Origin of the sequence: Mesorhizobium sp. B2-4-6 (assembly GCF_006442775.1) — a bacterium.
Classification (GTDB): Bacteria; Pseudomonadota; Alphaproteobacteria; order Rhizobiales; family Rhizobiaceae; genus Mesorhizobium.
This window is the reverse complement of sequence record NZ_VFVI01000008.1, coordinates 115,297-134,656: the sequence shown is the minus strand read 5'-3', so window position 1 is coordinate 134,656 and position 19,360 is coordinate 115,297. Positions and strand designations below refer to the sequence as shown.

18 protein-coding genes are annotated in these 19,360 nt (G+C 64.5%); 10 read left to right on the top strand and 8 right to left on the bottom strand.

Translation table 11 applies throughout. The features are described 5' to 3' along the window. Positions 1 to 26 precede the first annotated feature (26 nt). From FJ957_RS20355 to msrB, 4 genes are all read left to right on the top strand, one after another. Entirely contained in the window at positions 27 to 566 is a 540-nt protein-coding gene (locus FJ957_RS20355) for a sigma-70 family RNA polymerase sigma factor (RefSeq protein ID WP_140834490.1), read from the top strand. Next, positions 563 to 1,285, top strand: coding sequence for an anti-sigma factor (locus tag FJ957_RS20350; RefSeq protein ID WP_140834488.1), 723 nt, complete (start codon positions 563 to 565; stop codon positions 1,283 to 1,285). Before FJ957_RS20355 ends, FJ957_RS20350 begins: the two co-directional genes overlap by 4 nt. Before the next feature lie 208 nt (positions 1,286 to 1,493). Next, on the top strand, positions 1,494 to 2,051 hold the full coding sequence (locus FJ957_RS20345; protein ID WP_140834486.1) for a fasciclin domain-containing protein: 558 nt from the start codon (positions 1,494 to 1,496) through the stop codon (positions 2,049 to 2,051). A gap of 234 nt (positions 2,052 to 2,285) precedes the next feature. Continuing rightward, positions 2,286 to 2,789: a peptide-methionine (R)-S-oxide reductase MsrB gene (gene msrB / locus FJ957_RS20340; RefSeq protein ID WP_140834484.1), complete on the top strand. Its 504-nt coding sequence runs from the start codon at positions 2,286 to 2,288 to the stop codon at positions 2,787 to 2,789. Between the two features lie 93 nt (positions 2,790 to 2,882). Here msrB and FJ957_RS20335 read toward each other — a convergent pair whose 3' ends face one another. Together FJ957_RS20335 and FJ957_RS20330 are read right to left on the bottom strand one after the other, a co-directional pair. Beyond that, a complete protein-coding gene (locus FJ957_RS20335; protein WP_140834482.1) occupies positions 2,883 to 4,496 on the bottom strand; it encodes a DHA2 family efflux MFS transporter permease subunit in 1,614 nt (537 codons plus the stop codon). Between the two features lie 118 nt (positions 4,497 to 4,614). Further along, positions 4,615 to 5,808, bottom strand: a complete 1,194-nt coding sequence (locus tag FJ957_RS20330) for an HlyD family secretion protein (protein WP_140834480.1) — start codon at positions 5,806 to 5,808, stop codon at positions 4,615 to 4,617. Between the two features lie 133 nt (positions 5,809 to 5,941). Here FJ957_RS20330 and FJ957_RS20325 point away from each other — a divergent pair, with 133 nt between their 5' ends. Next, positions 5,942 to 6,640 carry a TetR/AcrR family transcriptional regulator gene (locus FJ957_RS20325; RefSeq protein ID WP_140834478.1) on the top strand — a complete coding sequence of 233 codons (699 nt, stop codon included), beginning with the start codon at positions 5,942 to 5,944 and terminating at the stop codon, positions 6,638 to 6,640. 221 nt (positions 6,641 to 6,861) lie between these two features. Further along, on the top strand, positions 6,862 to 9,324 hold the full coding sequence (locus FJ957_RS20320; protein WP_140834476.1) for a DNA translocase FtsK: 2,463 nt from the start codon (positions 6,862 to 6,864) through the stop codon (positions 9,322 to 9,324). Between the two features lie 103 nt (positions 9,325 to 9,427). Here the strand turns inward: FJ957_RS20320 and yihA are convergent, their stop codons facing one another. From yihA to FJ957_RS20305, 3 genes are all read right to left on the bottom strand, one after another. Next, complete coding sequence (gene yihA / locus FJ957_RS20315; RefSeq protein ID WP_140834474.1) at positions 9,428 to 10,096, bottom strand: ribosome biogenesis GTP-binding protein YihA/YsxC; 669 nt, start codon at positions 10,094 to 10,096, stop codon at positions 9,428 to 9,430. 14 nt (positions 10,097 to 10,110) lie between these two features. Beyond that, entirely contained in the window at positions 10,111 to 10,749 is a 639-nt protein-coding gene (locus tag FJ957_RS20310; protein WP_140834472.1) for a CatB-related O-acetyltransferase, read from the bottom strand. An 87-nt stretch (positions 10,750 to 10,836) separates the two neighbouring features. Further along, a complete protein-coding gene (locus FJ957_RS20305) occupies positions 10,837 to 11,151 on the bottom strand; it encodes a hypothetical protein (protein WP_140834470.1) in 315 nt (104 codons plus the stop codon). A gap of 166 nt (positions 11,152 to 11,317) precedes the next feature. Between FJ957_RS20305 and FJ957_RS20300 the strand changes: the two genes are divergently transcribed. Genes FJ957_RS20300 through FJ957_RS20290 form a run of 3 tightly spaced genes read left to right on the top strand, consistent with a single transcriptional unit; the run spans position 11,318 to position 14,599 of the window. Further along, a complete protein-coding gene (locus FJ957_RS20300; protein ID WP_140834468.1) occupies positions 11,318 to 11,782 on the top strand; it encodes a MarR family transcriptional regulator in 465 nt (154 codons plus the stop codon). Beyond that, positions 11,775 to 13,058, top strand: a complete 1,284-nt coding sequence (locus FJ957_RS20295; protein WP_140834466.1) for an efflux RND transporter periplasmic adaptor subunit — start codon at positions 11,775 to 11,777, stop codon at positions 13,056 to 13,058. Before FJ957_RS20300 ends, FJ957_RS20295 begins: the two co-directional genes overlap by 8 nt. Beyond that, positions 13,055 to 14,599, top strand: a complete 1,545-nt coding sequence (locus FJ957_RS20290) for a DHA2 family efflux MFS transporter permease subunit (protein ID WP_140834464.1) — start codon at positions 13,055 to 13,057, stop codon at positions 14,597 to 14,599. The genes FJ957_RS20295 and FJ957_RS20290 overlap by 4 nt, the downstream gene beginning before the upstream one ends. A 548-nt stretch (positions 14,600 to 15,147) precedes the next feature. On the opposite strand, the gene yidC is transcribed toward FJ957_RS20290, so the two are convergent. Genes yidC through rpmH form a run of 3 tightly spaced genes read right to left on the bottom strand, consistent with a single transcriptional unit; the run spans position 15,148 to position 17,484 of the window. Continuing rightward, the gene (gene yidC / locus FJ957_RS20285) at positions 15,148 to 16,968 is read right to left on the bottom strand and encodes a membrane protein insertase YidC (RefSeq protein ID WP_140834462.1); all 1,821 of its coding nucleotides are present in this window, start codon (positions 16,966 to 16,968) and stop codon (positions 15,148 to 15,150) included. Positions 16,969 to 16,982: 14 nt separating this feature from the next. Next, positions 16,983 to 17,333, bottom strand: a complete 351-nt coding sequence (gene rnpA, locus FJ957_RS20280) for a ribonuclease P protein component (RefSeq protein ID WP_140834461.1) — start codon at positions 17,331 to 17,333, stop codon at positions 16,983 to 16,985. Between the two features lie 16 nt (positions 17,334 to 17,349). After that, on the bottom strand, positions 17,350 to 17,484 hold the full coding sequence (gene rpmH, locus FJ957_RS20275; protein ID WP_008833937.1) for a 50S ribosomal protein L34: 135 nt from the start codon (positions 17,482 to 17,484) through the stop codon (positions 17,350 to 17,352). Between the two features lie 255 nt (positions 17,485 to 17,739). On the opposite strand from rpmH, the gene FJ957_RS20270 reads away from it, so the two are divergent. Beyond that, entirely contained in the window at positions 17,740 to 19,230 is a 1,491-nt protein-coding gene (locus tag FJ957_RS20270) for a HAMP domain-containing sensor histidine kinase (protein ID WP_140834459.1), read from the top strand. Positions 19,231 to 19,360: the final 130 nt, after the last annotated feature.

The window sequence follows — 19,360 nt, the reverse complement described above, 5'->3', positions numbered from 1 at the left end:
AAATCGCAACCTTCTAATTTGCCTGCATGGCGCCGCAGGACATCAGCAAGCTGATCGTCCGGACTTCGATGAAGGACCGGGCGGCGTTCGATCTGCTCTACAAGCAGACCAGCGCGAAACTTTTCGGTGTCTGCCTTCGTGTATTGCGGGACGGGGGAGATGCGGAAGAAGCGCTGCAGGAGGTCTTCGTCAAGATATGGACGAAGGCGGATCGTTTCGCGGTTTCCGATCTGAGCCCGATTTCCTGGCTGGTGGCCGTTGCGCGCAACCATGCGATCGATCGCATCCGGGCGCGGCGCAGCCCTTCCGCCAACATCGATACGGTGCTCGACGTCGCCGATCCGACGCCGGGGCCCGAGGCCATGGCTGTGGCGGGCGGCGAGGCCGAACGCATCTACCATTGTCTTGACGAGCTGGAGAAAGACCGGGCGGCGGCCGTCCGTGGCGCCTATTTGAGCGGCGAAAGCTATGCCGAGCTGGCGGCGCGCTTCAAGGTTCCGCTGAACACCATGCGGACTTGGCTCCGGCGAAGCCTGCTCAAACTTAGAGAATGCCTGGAAAGATGACGCTGGCGGAAGACAACGGACCGGAACGTAGAGGCGACGACCTGCTCGCCGCCGAATACGTTCTCGGCGTCCTGGCCGCCGACGAACGCCAGATCGCGTCCCGCCGCATCGACGCCGAGACGGCGTTCGCCCGCCTGGTCGATGCCTGGGAGGTCCACTTCGCGCCGATGGCTGCCGCCTATGCCGCGGCCGAGCCGCCGGCTTCCGTCAAGGTGGCGCTCGACCGCCGCCTGTTCGCGTCGTCCGCGGCCACGTCCGGCGCGCCGGGTGGCAGCCTGTGGACGAGCCTGGCGTTTTGGCGCGGCCTCGCCGCGGCGGCCATCGCGGCCTTGGCCGTCTATGTCGCCCTGCCTTACGTTACCCCGCCGGCGCCGCAGCCTCAGACCAGGCTGGTCGCCTCGCTCGCCGCCGACAACAGCAACGTCAAATACCTTGCCGTCTATGACGCCGCCCGCCACGAGGTCGGCCTGTCGCTGGTCTCCGGCGATCGCGGCGCCGGCAAGGATTTCGAATTGTGGATGATCGAAGGTAAGAACGCGCCGGTCTCGATGGGCGTCATCCCCGCCGGCCCGACCGCACGCATGGCGGTTACGGCGGCCGTTCAGCAGAAGCTGGCACAAGGCGCCGTGCTCGCCGTCAGTCTCGAGCCTTCGGGCGGTTCGCCGACCGGTCAGCCGACCGGTCCGGTCGTCGCCGCGGGTGACCTGAAGGGCATCTGATCTCCGGCGACATGTTCTAAAAGACGGATTAAAGTCTATCGCTTGCCGTTTGGCAATCGGCATAAGTCCGCTATCATAACGGGCGGCGCCCGAGAAATAAATCGAACGAAGAAAAAATCTATCGACGCTCGTGAAACTAAATTTTTTCACATCCGTATCTCCTCTCGTTCCCAAAAGATGGGAAAAACAACCCGAGGAGACTGAAACCATGCGTAAATTCGCCACCCTTTTGCTTGCCTCCACGCTCGGCCTTTCGGCGCTCGGCGCCGTCGCCTATGCCGCCAATCCGATGGTCGGCGGCGCGCCGATGTATGCCAAGAAGAACATCATCGAGAACGCCGTCAATTCGAAAGACCACACCACGCTGGTCGCCGCGGTCAAGGCCGCCGGCTTGGTCGACACGCTGCAGAGCGCCGGTCCCTTCACCGTCTTCGCGCCGACCAACGAGGCCTTCGCGGCCCTGCCGCCAGGCACGGTCGACACGCTGCTCAAGCCCGAGAACAAGGACAAGCTGACCAAGGTTCTCACCTGCCATGTGATCGCCGCCAAGGCACTGGCCGCCGACGTCGCCAAGATGGCCAAGGCCGATGGCGGCGCCCACCAGGTCAAGACGGTCGGTGGTTGCGAGCTGACGCTGAAGGCCAACGGCGGCAAGGTCACCGTGACCGACGAGAACGGCAATGTCGCCCACGTCACCATCGCCGATGTCCACCAGTCGAACGGCGTCATCCACGTCATCGACAAGGTTCTCCTGCCGAAGATGTAACAAAGCGGACCTGGCCGGCGAAGACATGGCTGAGCGCCGGCCGCGACATCCAAGATCCGCGCCGCCGGCAAGGGTGTGCTCCGCGCCCGTCCCGAAAGGGGGCGCGGAGCGGCAATTCAGGAAGGCGCCAAGCGGTTTCCGTCTGGAATTGCTCAACATGACGGATAGGGCGTCACCGGCTTTTGATTTCCGGGCGGCGCTCTATCTTGGCAAAATGCGTCAGGAGGAACGGCCATGAACCGTCGCGATTTTCTCTGGAGCGGGGCTGCCGCCACCGCTCTCATCGTCGGACCCGGGGCGATGCTGCGCGTCGGCGGACCGAAACCCGCTCTTGCCGCCGAGACCTTCGAGGTCACAAAGACCGATGCCGAGTGGCACGCCATCCTTTCGGACGAGGCCTTCGATGTGCTGCGCAAGGAGGGCACCGAATATCCCGGCACCAGCCCGCTGCTCAACGAGCATCGCAAGGGCATCTTCGCCTGCGCCGGCTGCGACCTGCCGGTCTATTCGTCGGAGACCAAATTCGATTCCGGCACCGGCTGGCCGAGCTTCTACCAGGAAATCGCCAACTCCATCGGCAAGACCGTGGACAATTCTCTCGGCATGACCCGCACCGAGGTCCACTGCCGCCGCTGCGGTGGCCATCTCGGCCATGTCTTCGACGATGGGCCGCCGCCCACCGGCCTGCGCCATTGTATCAACGGCGTGGCGCTGAGCTTCAAGCCGGCCGCCGCCTGAGCAAATCCAGTCCTGCCGAAAAGAATGACCCCGGAAATCGTCGCCGATTTCCGGGGTCACGCGTTGAGGAAGCCAGGCGGGGGTTCCGGCTCCTCAATGGCCTCCGCCGCCACCGCCGCCCTGCTGGGCCGGCTTGTTGATGAACAGCACGAAGAATCCGAGCGAGGCGAACAGCACCGTCAGCATCATGAACACGTCCATGAAGGACAAAAGCGCGGCCTGCTGCTGCACCATGCCGGACAGTTTCGAGATCGCGGCACTTGTGGCGTCGAGGCCGGCGGTCTGCTCGAAATTCTGCGTCATGTTCTGCAGCTTGGCCTGCGCCGCCTGACTGCCCCACTGCACATGCTCGGCGAGCCGCGCATAGTGGAAGGCGTTGCGGTCGATCAGCACCGTGTTGATGAGCGCGAGGCCGACGGCGCCGCCGAGGTTGCGGGTCAGGTTGAACAGGCCCGACGCATTCTTCAGCCGTTCCGGCGGCAAGGTGCCCAGCGCGATGTTGTTGATCGGCACCATGCACAGCATCATCGAGCAGCCGCGCAGGATCTGCGGGATCAACAGCTCATAGAAATCCCAGTCGGCGGTGAGATGCGTCATCCACCAGGTGCCGGTGGCGAAGCCGAGGAAGCCGATCATCATCATCAGCCTGAGATCGATCTTGTTCGACAGGATGCCGGCAACGGGCGCGGTGAAGAACATCGCCAGGCCGCTGACGAACAGCGCCTCGCCGATCATCATCGAATCGTAACCGCGGATACGGCCGAGGAACACTGGATAGAGATAGGTGAGCCCGTAAAGGCCGATGCCGACGACGAAGGAGAACAGCGAGCCGAAGGCGAAGTTGACGTTGCTGAAGGCCCTGAGGTCGACAATCGGCTCCTCGGCGGTGAAGACGCGCCAGAAGAAGATGATGCCGCCGATGGTCATGATGATGGCGCAGGCAAACACCGCCGGCTCCTGCAGCCAATCATGGTTCGGGCCTTCCTCCAGCACATATTCCATGCAGCCGAGGAAGGCGGCCATGCCGGCGAGGCCCCACCAGTCGAACTTGGAGAACAGTTTCAGGTTGGGCTTGTCGAAATCGATCAGCGCCCAGGCCGCCGTCGCCACCAGGATGCCGGGCACGACATTGATCAGGAACAGCCAGTGCCAGGACATGGCGTGGCTGATATAGCCGCCCACTGTCGGTCCGATCGTCGGCGCCAGCGTCGCCACCAGGCCGATCATCGGCGAGACGACGGCGCGCCTGGAGGGCGGGAAGATGGTGAAGGCTGCCGCGAACACGCTGGGGATCATGCCGCCGCCGATGAAGCCCTGGATGGCGCGGTAGACGATCATCTGGTCGATGTTGGTGGCGGTGGCGGCCAGCGCGCTGGCCGCGGTGAAGCCGGCGGCCGCGGTGGTGAACAGCACGCGCGTCGACAGCATGCGGCTGAGGAAGCCCGACAGCGGGATCATCACCACCTCGGCGATCAGGTAGGCGGTCTGCACCCACGGGATCTCGTCGGAGCTGGCGCTCAGGCCCGCCTGGATTTCCGACAGCGAGGCCGAGACGATCTGGATGTCGAGGATCGCCATGAACATGCCGAACACCATCGCAAGGAAGGCGACGACGCGGCGTACCGGCATATGGTCCGCGGGCAGGGCCGGCGCGGCAGCGGCTGGACGTCCCGGTGCTGATCCTGCGGTGATGGTTGCGGTTGCCATGTCATGGCCTCCCTGGGCAATTCTCGAGGACAGGCGCGTGGCGGTCCCGAATTGCGTCGAAACGGATAAAGCAGGCCGAGCGGCTCGGCGCTCGAATGGCCACCGAACCGCCCCCCGATCAGTTGGTCGTCGAGGCCGGCGCGGTGCGGCTGTCGACCGCGACGACGACGCTCAGGCCGGCGCGCAGCTTGCCGGTCTTCAAGACGTCGGCCGGCACGTCGATGCGCACGGGCACGCGCTGCACCACCTTGGTGAAGTTGCCGGTGGCGTTTTCCGGCGGCAGCAGCGAGAACACCGCGCCCGAAGCCGGCGCCAGCGAAGATACGGTGCCCTCGAAGGTCTGGCCGTCGATCGCGTCGACGGTGATGCGGACCTTCTCGCCGGGCACCATGCGGCCAAGCTGCGTCTCCTTGAAGTTGCCGACGATGTAGAGCTTGTCCATCGGCACGACGACGGCGAGCTTCTGGCCGGGGCTGACGAGGTCGCCCTGCTCGACCGAGCGGTTGCCGACGACGCCGTCATAGGGCGCCTTCAGCACGGTGAAGGACAGGTCGCGCTGGGCCTTGTCGCGTGTGAGTTGCAGCGAGGCGAGCGTCGAGGCCGACTCCGCGCGCTGCGCTTCCAGAACGCCGATATTGGCCTGCGCCGCGGCGATCTGGGCGTCGGCGCCGACAAGCGCCGCCTTGGCCTGGTCGAGCGCGGTCTGGGCGTCGTCGAGCTGGGCCTGCGTGCCGACATGGGTCTTGAGCAGCTGCGCCGCGCGCACCTGGGCGCGCGCCGCATTGTCGGCGGCGGCCTGGTCCGCCACCTTCTGCGCCTCGGCCTGCGACAGCGAGGCCTGGGCCGCCTTGGTCTGGGCGTCGATGCGGTCGAGCGTCTTGCTCAATGTGGCGATCTGCGCCTCGGCCTGGGCGACCGCGATCTTGTAGTCGCCATTGTCGATGACGAACAGCGGATCACCGGCCTTGACCTGCTGGTTCTCGCTCACCAGCACCTTGTCGATGTAACCGGATATTTTCGGCGATACGAACGACATATCGGCCTGGACATAGGCGTCGTCGGTGGCGATCATGAACCGGCCGTCGGTCCAATAGTCGTATCCGTACCAGGACCCGGCGCCTAGGAGGGCAAGGCCGATGATCGGCAGAAGGAAAGAGCGCACCGAACGCTTCTTCTTGGCCGGCGCGTCGGCCGCGGGAGGCGCAACCGGGGTGACGGGCTGGACAGGCGCTTCCGGGGCTTCGGTCGAGGGCTGGACCTTGGCGTTGGGAAACGTGCGGACTTCGGCTGTGGCGGGCGCGTTCGAGGACATGGCGATCTCTCTGGAATGTCAGTCAGACTGAACCGTTCGGTTCGAATTCGCCGTTGACATAGCGCGGAAAGAGGACCATATCAAGAGGAAATCGAACCGAGCGGTTCGAAATATTTTCTAAGGAATGATTTCCATGGTCGAAACGACAGCCGATAGCGATCTGCTCGACTTGCGCAAGGGCCGTCCGGCGGCCGGGCAGGATCCTGTAAAGCGGGCCCAGATCATCGAGGGCGCCCGCCGCGTCTTCATAGACAAGGGTTTTGAAGCCGCATCGATGAACGACATCACGCGCGAGGCAGGCGTCTCCAAGGGCACGATCTACGTCTATTTCGAGAACAAGGAAGAGCTGTTCGAGGCTCTCATCGAGGAAGAGCGCGGCACCATCTTCAAGAATATGTATGAGGTGCTCGACCACTTCGATGACCTGCGCAAGACGCTGGTGAAGTTTGGCACCGTGCTTTCCGTCAAGATCACCTCGGCCAAGGTCATCCAGGCCCAGCGCACGGTGGTCGGCGCATCCGACAGGATACCCGAACTCGGCGCGCGCTTCTACGAGCGCGGCCCGAAGCGCGGCCACGACAAGGTCGTGGCTTTCCTTATTGAAGCCGTCGAACGCGGCCTGCTCAAGATCGACGATGTCGACCTTGCCGCCTATCAGTTCACCGAGCTCTGTCTCGCCGGCCTGTTCCGCCAGTGCATCTTTTCCTACCGCACCAAGGCGCCGAGCCAGGCGGAGATCGAGCACATCGTGACCTCCGGTGTCGACGTCTTCCTCAAGGCCTACGCCACGGAAAAATTTTTCGCCGAGGAAAAGGCGTTGCAATCGGCCTGACTGCCCCGGGGCACGTGGATCCCAAAGCGTGCGAAGCAAGGCTGAAGGGCCTCGCCGCGTCTTTGAGGGCGCGCGCAACGGCGGCTGAACGCGACGTCGTCGAGATCGTCCACCGGTCCTCTCAAAATATCGATCGGCATCGTCCGGAAGGCAGTTTCGGAAGGACCTGTTAACCATCGCTTCCTATGTCTCGGGAGACGTTCAATCGGCGAGTCTCGAGAATGACATCCATGCGTTTTCCCCGTGCCAATCTTTCCGGCGCTTCCGCCTATGACGGCGAAGACGATCACGGCGCGGACGGGCGCCGTGGCGGGATCTCGCAGCCGCAGGCGCAACCGGGGCAGGTGGTCGCGTTGCGCGTTGCGCCGGCAGGCGAAGCGGACGCGGCTCGCGCCAAGTCTTCCGAATCGGCCGATGGCGGCGAGTTCAGCCGCCCGGCATGGCAGGACTATTTCTTCCTTGCGCCCAATGTGCGGTTCACCCGCACGCCGGACACCGATCTCTCCAGGCGCGCCCCGCAGGTGGAAGATGCCGCGCACGGCAAGGTATCCGAGCCCGTCCGGCCCGCGACGCCGGCCCCGGCGGCCATCAATCCAGTCCGCGCGATTCCCGCCATGTCCGCGGCCCGCGCCGCGGCGCCGGCACAGGCCAAACCCGTGCGCGCACCTTCTGCCGTCACGCCCGCCGCGGCGCCCTCCCAGGCTGCTGCCGCTCCGACGCCAAAACCGCGCCCAAGCGGACTGCGCTGGTCCTATCTTTCCGACCATGCCTTTTTCGAATTCGGCATGCCCTTCCTCGCCGAGCGCCTGGCGCGGGCGCGTTTGAACGAAGCCGGTCAGGCGCCGGCCGTCTCGGCGCAACCGCCGGTCAAGCCGATGCCGGCGCATCGTCCGGCGGCCCAGTCAAGCCAAGCCCATGCCCCCTTCATGAGCGAGGCGACGTCGTTTTACCGGGTCATCGAATGGCGCTCCAACGTGTCGAATGCTGGCTCTGCCTCGACGTCCACACCGGCCTTCGAGACCATCCAGCCGGCGCCTGCCGAGCCCGTGCCGGTTCTCGCCCCGTCGAGTGCAAGGACGGCCAGGCGGACGCCTTCGCTGCCCATGGCCGGCGAGGTTGTGCCGCTATCCGCGATGGCCGGCTACGAGCTTCCCGCCGAGGACCTTCTGCAGATGCCGCCGGAAGGCCAGGGCTTCTACATGTCGCAGGAGCGGATGGAGCAGAACGCCGACCTGCTTGAAAGCGTGCTGGAGGATTTCGGCGTCAAGGGTGAGATCATCCATGTCCGCCCCGGCCCGGTCGTCACGCTCTACGAGTTCGAGCCGGCGCCGGGCGTGAAATCCAGCCGTGTCATCGGATTGGCCGACGACATCGCCCGCTCGATGTCGGCCATCTCGGCCCGTGTCGCCGTGGTGCCGGGCCGCAATGTCATCGGCATCGAGCTGCCCAACGAGACGCGCGAGACGGTCTATTTCCGCGAGCTGATCGGATCGGCCGGTTTCCGCAACACCTCCTGCAAGCTGGCGCTCGGCCTCGGCAAGACGATCGGCGGCGAACCGGTCATCGCCGAGCTTGCCAAGATGCCGCATCTGCTGGTGGCGGGCACCACCGGCTCCGGCAAGTCGGTCGCCATCAACACCATGATCCTGTCGCTGCTCTACAGGCTGACGCCGCAGGAATGCCGCCTCATCATGGTCGACCCCAAGATGCTGGAGCTCTCGGTCTATGACGGCATCCCGCATCTGCTTACGCCGGTCGTTACCGATCCCAAGAAGGCCGTCACAGCGCTCAAATGGGCGGTGCGCGAGATGGAGGACCGCTACCGCAAGATGGCGCGCCTCGGCGTGCGCAACATCGACGGCTACAACCAGCGCGCCGCAAGCGCTCGCGACAAGGGCGAGATCGTGACCATGCAGGTGCAGGCAGGCTTCGAGAAAGGCACCGGCGTGCCGCTGTTCGAGGAGCGCGCGATCGACCTCGCGCCCATGCCCTACATCGTCATCATCGTCGATGAGATGGCCGACCTGATGATGGTCGCCGGCAAGGAGATCGAAGGCGCCATCCAGCGGCTGGCACAGATGGCGCGCGCCGCTGGCATCCATTTGATCATGGCCACGCAGCGCCCGTCCGTCGACGTCATCACCGGCACGATCAAGGCCAATTTCCCGACCCGCATCTCCTTCCAGGTGACGTCGAAGATCGACAGCCGCACCATCCTCGGCGAGCAGGGCGCCGAGCAGCTCCTCGGCCAGGGTGACATGCTGCACATGGCCGGCGGCGGCCGCATTTCGCGCGTGCATGGCCCCTTCGTCTCCGACCTGGAGGTCGAGCAGGTCGTGGCGCATCTCAAGGCTCAGGGACGTCCCGAATATCTCGACACCGTCACCGCCGACGAGGAGGAAGCCGAGGAAGCCGCCGACGCCGGTCCGGTCTTCGACAAAAGCGCGATCGCCGAGGAGGATGGCGACGCGCTCTATGAGGAAGCGGTCAAGGTGGTCAAGCGCGACAAGAAATGCTCGACCTCCTACATCCAGCGCCGCCTCGGTGTCGGCTACAACCGCGCCGCCTCGCTGGTCGAGCGCATGGAGAAGGAAGGCCTGGTCGGCGCCCCCAACCATGTCGGCAAGCGCGAAATCCTCACCGGCCGGCGCGACCGTGAGCCGGAGCGCGACGAGATGGATTGACGGCTGGCGGCGTCAGAGCAATTCCAGGAAAAGTGTGCAGCGTTTAGGCTCGGCGACTTCGCCGTAGCCCTCCGTCCGGAATCGCGTCAAAACAAAGGCGGTGTCAGCCGCCGTTCGCCACCAGGGCGATGGCCGCGCGCAGCTCGTCCAGCCCGGCGGCTTTTTCCGACGAGGTGGCCAGCACTACCGGGAACGCCGCCGGCCGCTTCTTGATCTTGGCCAGCGTCTCCTCGATCAACCTCGGCACGCCGGCGGCCTTGATCTTGTCTGTCTTGGTCAGCACCACCTGATAGGATACCGCCGCCTTGTCGAGCAGGGTCAGCACTTCCTCGTCCTTGGCCTTGATGCCGTGGCGCGCGTCGATCAGCACATAGACGCGCTTCAGCGTCACGCGGCCCTGCAGATACTCGTAGATGAGTTTCGTCCACTCATCGACCTTGTCCTTCGGCGCGCTGGCATAGCCGTAGCCCGGCATGTCGACCAGCGCCATCGGCGGCAGGTCGGCGCCCTCGCCGGAAAAGCCGTCGGGCACGAAATAGTTGAGCTCCTGCGTGCGCCCCGGTGTGTTCGACGTCCGCGCCAGGCCCTTGTGCCCGACCAGCGCGTTGATCAGCGACGACTTGCCGACATTGGAGCGTCCGGCGAAAGCGATCTCCGCCGGTCCTTCCGGCGGCAGGAACTTCATCGACGGCACGCCGCGGATGAAGATCCAACCGCGGGTGAACAGCTCCGGGCTTATCGCCGTCTCATTCGTGCTCTTGTCGTTTGTCATTTTTTCGGGCGCGTTCAAACCGCCGCCTCCAGCCTGGAAATATCGGCGCCGCGGATGGCATCGAGGTTGCGGCTGATCTTGTCGGCCGGCCAGTCCCACCATGCTGCCGTCAAAAGCCGCCGCACCGTGAATTCATCGAAGCGCATCTTCACCACCTTGGCCGCATTGCCGGCGACGATCGCATAAGGCGGCACGTCGTGCGTGACAACCGATTTCGCGGCGACGATGGCGCCGTGGCCGATCTTGACGCCCGGCATGACCACCGCGTCCATGCCGATCCAAACGTCATTGCCGATGACGGTGTCGCCGCGGATCTCGTTCGACCACGTCCGCGGGTCGAAACCCTCCTCCCAGCCATGGCCGAAGATGTTGAACGGATAGGTCGAGAAGCCGGACATGGCGTGGTTGGCTCCGTTCATGATGAAGCGCGCACCCTCGGCGATGGCGCAGAACTTGCCGATCACAAGCCGGTCGCCGATGAAGTCGTAGTGATGCAGCACGCATTTCTCGGCGAATTTGTCGGGACCTTCGGGGTCGTCGTAATAGGTGAAGTCGCCGATCTCGATATTCGGCGCGCTCACCAGCCCCTTCAGGAAGCCGACGCGCGGATGCATCGCAATCGGATGCTTGATGTTGGGGTTGGGTCCGGTCATCGCGGTCCTTTGCAGGCGTGTTTGGGCGCGGTCGACGGCACCCGCGCGCGATCAAACTAACGTGATCCGTTCCGCAGTGCCAACCGTTCAATGGTTGCCGCGGCAGATCACGATCGGGTTGGAAAGAGCGCTGTCGAAACCGCTGCCCTGATAGACCTGGACGTTCGAGGCTCCGGGCGGCAGCGAGAAGCTGCCTTCGACGATTTTCTGCTCGCCGGTCGTCGTGTGCAGCGTCCAGCTGAAGGTGCAGAATTGCGGCGGCGCCTTGGGTTGCACGTGGCTGCAATTGAGCTGCGCGCCACCCAGCATCGCCGCTCCGCCGCAGCTCACAGCGTCCTTCGCGGCGGCTGGAAAAGCATATCCCGCCACCAGCGCCAGCATGATGATCTTGAGCCGGTTCATCGTCTTGTCCTTGCCGCAAACCGGGCCGGTCCGGCCGGGTTCTGGCCTATGCGATATTTTTACCAAGCGCCTTAGTCGGTCTTGCGCTCCGCGTCCAGCAGGATTATGTGCATGATGATAATAAGCATGCTCACGAAAGTTTGTCCGCAGACTCCGAAGCCCTCCCATGTCCACCTCGCCCAACATCAGCTTCGTGCTGCACGATGTCGCGCGCCTGCTCAGGAAGCGGTTCGAGCAGCGGTCGCGCGCCTTTGGCCTGACCCGCGCGCAGTGGCAGGTGCTCGCCTATCTTTCGCGGCATGAAGGCATCCACCAGAACAAGCTGGCCGACCTCATCGAGATCATGCCGATCACGCTGGCAAGGCTGCTCGACAAGATGCAGGCGAGCGGCTTCATCGAGCGTCGGCCCGATCCGGCCGACCGCCGGGCGTGGCTTCTCTATCTGACCCCGAAGGCCCATCCGCTCATCGAAGTGATGCGCAGCAACGGCCGGAACACGCGCGAGGAGGCCTTCACCGGCCTGTCCTCGGACGCGCAGCGGCAACTGCTGCAAACCCTTTGCCTGATCAAATCCAATCTGCTCGAGGCCTGCGCCCAGCCGGCCGTCGACCGGGAGAAAGTCCATGTCTGAAGGAACCTCACCCAGAAAGCCCGACGAGGAAAATGTCGGCGAAAGAGTAAGCGACCAGGTCATCAGCCTGGACAGCCAGCGTGAACAGAGGCGCGCCAACCCGCCTGTCGTCGACGACGAGCTGGAAGCGCCCGTGGCGCCGGAGCCGGTAGCCGAGGCCCCCTCGGCCCAACCGAAGCCGGCAGCCGTCACGGTGGCTCCGCCCGCTCCCGTAAAGCCGCGCCGCAGCCTGACGCGGCCGATCCTGTTTGCGCTGCTGCCCGTCGCGCTGGTGGCCGGCGGCTACTATTACATCATCGGCGGCCAGATCATGACCACCGACAACGCCTATATCCAGGCGCAATCGCTCGGCGTCTCGACCGACGTCTCCGGCACCGTGCAGGAGATCGACGTGCACGACAACCAGGCGGTGAAGAAGGGCGATGTGCTGTTCCGGCTGCGGCCCGCCTCCTTCGAAACCGCGCTGGCGGGCGCCAAGGCGCAGCTCGGCACCGTGCGCAACCAGGTGCTGACGCTGCAGGCAAGTTACCAGCAGTCGCTCGCTTCGATCGACCAGGCGCAAGCGGACATCCCCTATTACGAGTCGGCCTTCCAGCGTCAGCAGGACCTGCTCAAGACCTCGACCGCCTCCAAGGCGACCTTCGACAGCGCCCAGCACGATCTCGTTGCGGCCCGCCAGAAAGTGACCGTCGCCAAGGCGCAGGCGCAGGCGATGCTTGCCCAGCTCGGCGGCGACGCCGGCCAGCCGGTCGAGCAGAACCCGTTCTACCTGCAGGCCCAGTCGGCGGTGGACGACGCGCAGCGCAACCTCAACGATGCCGTCGTCAAGGCGCCGTTCGACGGCATCGTCACCAATGTCGACGCGCTGCAGGTCGGCAAGTACCTGCCGGCCTCGCAGCCGGCCTTCAGCCTGGTGTCGTCGACCGACATCTGGATCGCGGCCGAGCCCAAGGAAACCGAGCTCACCTATGTGCGTCCCGGCCAGACGGCGACGATCAGCATCGACGGCTATCCGGGCGAGGTCTGGCACGGCACCGTCGGCTCGATCAGCCCCGCTTCCTCGTCCAGCTTCTCGCTGCTGCCGGCGCAGAACACCAGCGGTAACTGGGTCAAGGTCGTGCAGCGCATCCCGATGCGGGTGACGATCGACGATCCGGACGGCAAGCCGCCGCTGCGCGGCGGCATGAGCGCCGTCGTCAGCATCGACACCGGTCACGCCCGCGGCCTGCCGGATTTCATCACCAACCTCTTCAAGCAATCCGGGTCAAAGTCATGACAACGGCTTCCGCGACAGGCGCGCCCGTGGTCGCCAATCGCGGCGCCATCACCGCTTGCGTGATTCTGGCGGTCATCATGCAGGCGCTGGACACCACCATCGCCAACGTCGCGCTGCCTTATATCCAGGGCAGCGTCTCGGCGAGCGCCGACCAGATCAACTGGGTGCTCACTTCCTACATCGTCGCCGCCGCGGTGATGACGCCGCCGTCGGGCTATCTCGCCAACCGCTTCGGCCGCAAGCGCATCCTTTTGGTGGCGATCACCGGCTTCGTGGTCGCCTCTGTGCTGTGCGGTTTCGCCCAGTCGCTGCCGCAGATCGTCGGCTTCCGCCTGCTGCAGGGCCTGTTCGGTGCGGCGCTCGTGCCGCTGTCGCAGTCGATCCTGCTCGACATCTACAGCGTCGAGGAGCGCGGCTCGGCCATGGCGCTGTTCGGCGTCTCGGTCATGGTCGGTCCGGTGCTTGGCCCGGTCATCGGCGGCTGGCTGACGGAGAACGTCTCCTGGCGCTGGGTCTTCTACATCAACGTGCCGATCGGCGCGTTGGCCTTCGCCGGCGTCTCGATGTTCGTCCAGGAAACCAAGCTCGACGTCAAGGCCAGGCTCGACTGGCTGGGCTTCGGCATGCTCTCGATCGCCATCGCCTCGCTGCAGATGTTCCTCGACCGCGGCGAGCAGCTCAACTGGTTCTCTTCGGCCGAGATCATCGTCGAGGCCCTGGTCTGCGCCTCGGCCTTCTACATCTTCATCGTCCATACTTTCACCGCGCGCGACACTTTCGTGAACCCGCGGCTGTTCCTCGACCGCAACTTTGCCGTCGGCATGGTGTTCATCTTCATCATCGGCATCACCTATCTCGCCTCGCTGGCGCTGATGACGCCTTACCTGCAGACGCTGATGGGCTATCCGGTGGTGACGGCCGGCATCGTCATGGGGCCGCGCGGCCTCGGCACAATGGCCTGCATGTTCATCGTCGGCAGGCTGGTCGGTAAGGTCGACACACGCTGGCTGCTGTTCATCGGCCTCGCGATCACCGCCTGGGCGATGTACGACATGACCGGATGGACGCCGGACGTCTCGCAATGGACGATCATCAGCACCGGCTTCATCCAGGGCGCCGGCCTGGGCTTCCTGTTCGTGCCGCTCACCACCATCACTTTCGCCACGCTGGCGCCGGAGCGGCGCTCTGAGGGCACCGGCCTCTACAATCTGTCGCGCAACATCGGCTCCAGCGTCGGCATCTCGGTGGTCACCGCGCTTTTGACGCAGAACCAGCAGATCAACCACGCCAACATCGCCACCTATGTGACGCCGTACAATCCCGCCTTCAGCGATCCGGCGATCTCGCAGGCGTTGAACCCCTACACCGCCGCCGGCCGCGCCGCGCTCGACGGCCTGGTGACGCTGCAGGCGACGATCATCTCCTATGTCGACGACTTCAAGCTGATGATGATCCTGTCCTTGGCCGCCATCCCGCTGGTGCTTCTGCTGCGCAAGCCGGGCACGCCGGCCAAGGTCGACCACAGCGCTGTCATGGAGTGAGGCGTCCGCCCAGCTCGGCCATCCGGCCCCCGCGACGTCGTCATACTCGGGCTTGACCCGAGGATCCATTCCGTGACCTTGCCGCAGAGTGTGACGGTGCAGAATTCTGTAACCGTTGCAACGCCTTAGCGTAACGACATGGATTCCAGGGTCTGCGCGCGTCGCTTCGCTCCTTGCTCCGCCCTGGAATGACGACCGGGAAGAGGGCCACGGCCAATCGCGAAGGTTGGCGCGGGCGCTACTGGTGCCGACGTTGGAGATTGGCCGAAACCCCCGTGACGTCGTCATCCTCGGGCTTGACCCGAGGATCCATTCCGTGACCTTGGCCGCAGAGTGTGACGGTGCGGAATTCTGTAACCGTTGCAACGCCTTAGCGTAACGGCATGGATTCCAGGGTCTGCGCGCTTCGCTTCGCTCCTTGCTCCACCCTGGAATGACGACCGGGAAGAGGGACACGGCCAATCGCGAAGGTTGGCGCTGTCCCGTCGGCATCTCCAACAAAAAACCCCGGCCAAGCCGGGGTTTTGATCTGTAACCCGTGGCGCCTTCTATTCCGCCGGCGATGGTTTCTTGCGGAACAGCGCCGCCAGATTGTCCCACAATTCGATCTTGGCGCCCTGGCGCTTCATGATGACGCCCTGCTGCAGGATCGACAGCGTGTTGTTCCAGGCCCAGTAGATGACGAGGCCGGCCGGGAACGAACCCATCATGAAGGTGAAGATCACCGGCATCCAGGTGAAGATCGCCGCCTGCGTCGGATCCGGCGGCGCCGGGTTCATGCGCATCTGCAGGAACATGGTGATGCCCATGACCACGGCCCAGGCGCCCATATGCGGGAGGAAGGCGGGCGCCGCGAAGGGCAGCAGGCCGAACAGGTTGAAGATCGACGTCGGATCGGGCGCCGCAAGGTCGTGGATCCAGCCGAAGAACGGCGCGTGCCGCATCTCGATGGTGATGTAGAGCACCTTGTAGAGCGAGAAGAAGACCGGGATCTGCAGCGCCACCGGCCAGCAGCCGGCGAGCGGATTGATCTTCTCGGTCTTGTAGAGCTCCATCATCGCCTGCTGCTGCTTCATCTTGTCATCCGCGTATTTCTCGCGGATCTCGACCATCTTCGGCTGCACCTTCTTCATGTTCGCCATCGAGGCGTAGGACTTGTTCGCCAGCGGGAAGAAGATGGCCTTGACGACGACGGTGGTGGCGAGGATCGCCAGCCCGAAATTGCCGAAGAATTTGTAGAGCGTGTCGATCAGCCAGAACATCGGCTTGGTGATGAAATAGAACCAGCCCCAGTCGATCAACAAGTTGAACTGGCGAATGTGACGGTCAGCCTCATAAGCGTTGATCTTGGCGACTTCCTTGGCGCCGGCGAAAATCTCCGTCTCGACAGTCGCGGTCTGGCCGGCATCGACATTGATCGCATCGGTGAGGAAGTCGGATTGATAGCGGTGGCGCCCGTCCTCGAAGTAGCCATAGCGCGGCTGGAAGGGCTGCTTTTCGGTGGGTACCAGGGTGACGGCCCAGTATTTGTCGGTGATGCCGAGCCAGCCGTCTGTCGACTTGCCCGGCTTCACTTCCTTGTCCTTTTCGATGGCCGTGTATTTGTATTCCGTCAGCCCTTCGGAGCCGGTGACGCCGATCAGGCCTTCATGCAGCACATAGGTGCTGGCGACTGCCGGCTTGTCGTAGCGCGTGACGCGGCCGTAGTTGAACAGGCTGACGGCTGCGCTTCCCGAATTCTGCACCGTGTCGGAAACGGTGAACATGTAGTCGTTGTCGACCGAGATGGTGCGCTTGAAGGTCAGGCCCTTGTCGTTGGTGTAGGTGAGCGTCACCGGCGTCGACGGGGTCAGCGTCGGATTGCCTTCGACGCTCCACACCGTGTCCGAACTCGGCACCGCGCCGGTCTTGTCGCTGCCGACGAAACCGATCTCGGCGAAATAGCCGGTAGGCAGCGCCTGCGGGTTGAGAAGCTGGATCTCGGGCGAGTTCTTGTCGACCGTCTCGGTATAGTGCTTGAGCCTAAGGTCGTCGAGGCGTGCGCCGGTCAGGTTGATCGAACCCTCGAGGCTGGGCGTGTCGATCTTGACGCGCTTGGTCGCGGCAACAGCCTGGTCGCGGCTGGCTGCCGTCACCGTATCGCCGCCGGGCGCGTTGGGGATCGCGCCAGCGGTGGGAGCCGGTGTTCCGGCCGCGCCGGAGTTGGCGCCGCCGCCCGCTTCTTTCTTCTGCGCCTCGACACGCTGCTGCTCGATGCGGGCTTGCTCGCGCTGCTGCTCCATCTTCGGGTTCATGTAGAACACCTGCCAGAGGGTCAGGATCAGCACCGACAGCGCGATGGTGATGAAGAAATTACGATTGTTTTCCATCGAAAGCCCTTGGCCTATCGTGTTCCGCGCAGCCGGCGGGAAAGCTCGGCCTTCAACTGGCCGAACGGGGTGGCAAGCACGTCTTCACGCCCGACGATGACATAATCATTGCCGGGCGCCATGTCATCGGCGGCATGGACGCGCACGGCTTCCCTCAGCCGCCGCCGGACGCGGTTGCGCACCACGGCGTTGCCGACCTTCTTGGTGACGGTGTAGCCGACGCGCGGCGCAAGGTCATCGCCGCGGTCGAGAACTTCAACGAGAAAAAGCCGCCCGCGGCGTTTCTCGCCGCCGCGCACAGCCAGGAATTCCGCGCGTTTCAGAAGCCGCCCGGGGGTCCCCTTTGGCTTGCCGGTTGCGGGCAACGATCTCGTCTTTCGTTCAGGCGCTGAGCCGCTTGCGGCCGCGATTGCGGCGGGCAGCAACGACGCCACGGCCACCCTTGGTGGCCATGCGGGCACGGAAACCATGCCGGCGCTTACGGACGAGCTTGGACGGTTGGTAGGTACGCTTCATTTGTTTTAATACCGCGGGGTGCGGCCCTTCTTGATTCTGTCACTCTGTAACAGGAGCTTTGCCGGGCCGGCTTAGGCGCGATCGAAACCGCGCCGGGACGAATGGCCCGAGCGTGAGCGGGCTTATAGGAAGAAGGTTTTGGGAAGTCAATCCGGGGTGCCCCCGAGAGCATTTTTGCTGGACCAAGGTTGAAATTGGCAAAAAAGCCGCAAATCGCATAAACTTGGCCGATCAAGCCTTTGTGAATGCGCGTCGATGACGAGTGAAACTCTGCCCACGAACGAGAAGGCAAGGCCGGCGGCGAATTCGACGCGCCGGGTGCCGCTGTCGCGCGGCCTGTCGACCAAGCTCCTCTTCCTCACCATCGCCTTCGTGCTTTTGGCTGAAATCCTGATCTTCCTGCCCTGGATCGCCAGCTACCGGGTCAATTGGCTGAAGGAGCGGTTGAGCACCGCCGCCGCCGTGTCGATCGTGCTCTTGCAGGGCGAGCCCAACGCGCTGTCGCATAACGCCCAGAACGACGTGCTGATGGCGATCGGCGCCAAGGCGATCGCCGTGCGCGACGGTGGCGTCTCGCGGCTGCTCGTCGTTTCCGACATGCCGCCCCAGGTCGACGAGCATATCGACATCGCCGATGTCGGCCTGGTCAACGGCATGACCGGCGCGCTCGACACGCTGTTCTTCGGCGGCAAGCGCATGCTGCGGGTCTTCGGCCCCGTCGGCGACAGCGATAAGGAATTCGAGCTGATCATGCCGGACTACAGGCTGCGCGACGCCATGCTTCGATATTCGCGCAACGTCGCCGTCGTCTCGCTGCTGATTTCGCTGTTCACCGCCATGCTGGTCTATGCGGCGATCGACCTGATCATGATCGGGCCGATCCGCACCATGACACGCTCGATCCTGGCCTTCTCCGAGGCGCCCGACGATCCCGGCCGCGTCATCCGCCCCGCCGACCGCGCCGACGAGATCGGCGTGGCCGAGCGCGAGCTGTCGCAGATGCAGGACCGGCTGCAGAAGATGCTGTCGGAGCAGAAGCATCTCGCCGATCTCGGCCTGGCCGTCTCCAAGATCAACCACGACATGCGCAACATCCTGGCATCGGCGCAACTGATGTCGGACCGCCTGCGCCTGGTGAAGGACCCGACCGTGCAGGCCTTCGCGCCGAAGCTTCTGCGCGCGCTCGACCGCGCCGTCTCCTATTCCGAAGGCGTGCTTCACTACGGCCGCACGCAGGAACCGGCGCCGTCGCGCCGGCGGCTCAGGCTGCGCCAGCTGGTCGACGACGTGCACGGCCTGCTCGACATCGAAGAGGGCATCGAATTCATCAACGGCGTCGAGCTCGCCTTCGAGGTCGACGCCGATTCCGACCATCTCTTCCGCGTGCTCACCAATCTCTGCCGCAACTCCATTCAGGCGATGGCCGCCGACACCGAAAGCGCGGTGGTGCGCCGGCTGGCGGTCGCGGCCGAGCGCCATGGCAGCGTCAGTCGCATCACCGTCACCGACACCGGCCCCGGCCTGCCGCCCAAGGCGCGCGAGAACCTGTTCGCCGCCTTCCGCGGCTCGGCTCGCAGCGGCGGCACCGGCCTCGGCCTGGCGATCGCGCACGAGCTGACTCGCGCCCATGGCGGCACCGTCGAGCTCGTCGAATCGATCGGCGGCCGCACCGTCTTCGCCGTCACCATCCCCGACCAGCCTGTCCGGCTCGACCAGGCGCGCAACGGCCTGCGCCGTCCGGCTTGAGGTTGCCACCTCCGGCTGAGCCGCCTGTCGGGGGCGGTGCGCCTCGATCAAAGCCGGCAAAACCGCCTGCGACAAAACTTTTGCCGGATCGACTTGCTTTTCGCGAATTCAGTCGTTAGGGAACACTCCA

Excerpts from the sequence above, each read along its gene's own strand:
- FJ957_RS20355 (WP_140834490.1), top strand. The coding sequence starts at position 27 with ATGGCGCCGCAGGACATCAGCAAGCTGATCGTCCGGACTTCGATGAAG.
- FJ957_RS20350 (WP_140834488.1), top strand. The coding sequence starts at position 563 with ATGACGCTGGCGGAAGACAACGGACCGGAACGTAGAGGCGACGACCTG.
- FJ957_RS20345 (WP_140834486.1), top strand. The coding sequence starts at position 1,494 with ATGCGTAAATTCGCCACCCTTTTGCTTGCCTCCACGCTCGGCCTTTCG.
- msrB (WP_140834484.1), top strand. The coding sequence starts at position 2,286 with ATGAACCGTCGCGATTTTCTCTGGAGCGGGGCTGCCGCCACCGCTCTC.
- FJ957_RS20335 (WP_140834482.1), bottom strand. The coding sequence starts at position 4,496 with ATGGCAACCGCAACCATCACCGCAGGATCAGCACCGGGACGTCCAGCC.
- FJ957_RS20330 (WP_140834480.1), bottom strand. The coding sequence starts at position 5,808 with ATGTCCTCGAACGCGCCCGCCACAGCCGAAGTCCGCACGTTTCCCAAC.
- FJ957_RS20325 (WP_140834478.1), top strand. The coding sequence starts at position 5,942 with ATGGTCGAAACGACAGCCGATAGCGATCTGCTCGACTTGCGCAAGGGC.
- FJ957_RS20320 (WP_140834476.1), top strand. The coding sequence starts at position 6,862 with ATGACATCCATGCGTTTTCCCCGTGCCAATCTTTCCGGCGCTTCCGCC.
- yihA (WP_140834474.1), bottom strand. The coding sequence starts at position 10,096 with ATGACAAACGACAAGAGCACGAATGAGACGGCGATAAGCCCGGAGCTG.
- FJ957_RS20310 (WP_140834472.1), bottom strand. The coding sequence starts at position 10,749 with ATGACCGGACCCAACCCCAACATCAAGCATCCGATTGCGATGCATCCG.
- FJ957_RS20305 (WP_140834470.1), bottom strand. The coding sequence starts at position 11,151 with ATGAACCGGCTCAAGATCATCATGCTGGCGCTGGTGGCGGGATATGCT.
- FJ957_RS20300 (WP_140834468.1), top strand. The coding sequence starts at position 11,318 with ATGTCCACCTCGCCCAACATCAGCTTCGTGCTGCACGATGTCGCGCGC.
- FJ957_RS20295 (WP_140834466.1), top strand. The coding sequence starts at position 11,775 with ATGTCTGAAGGAACCTCACCCAGAAAGCCCGACGAGGAAAATGTCGGC.
- FJ957_RS20290 (WP_140834464.1), top strand. The coding sequence starts at position 13,055 with ATGACAACGGCTTCCGCGACAGGCGCGCCCGTGGTCGCCAATCGCGGC.
- yidC (WP_140834462.1), bottom strand. The coding sequence starts at position 16,968 with ATGGAAAACAATCGTAATTTCTTCATCACCATCGCGCTGTCGGTGCTG.
- rpmH (WP_008833937.1), bottom strand. The coding sequence starts at position 17,484 with ATGAAGCGTACCTACCAACCGTCCAAGCTCGTCCGTAAGCGCCGGCAT.
- FJ957_RS20270 (WP_140834459.1), top strand. The coding sequence starts at position 17,740 with ATGACGAGTGAAACTCTGCCCACGAACGAGAAGGCAAGGCCGGCGGCG.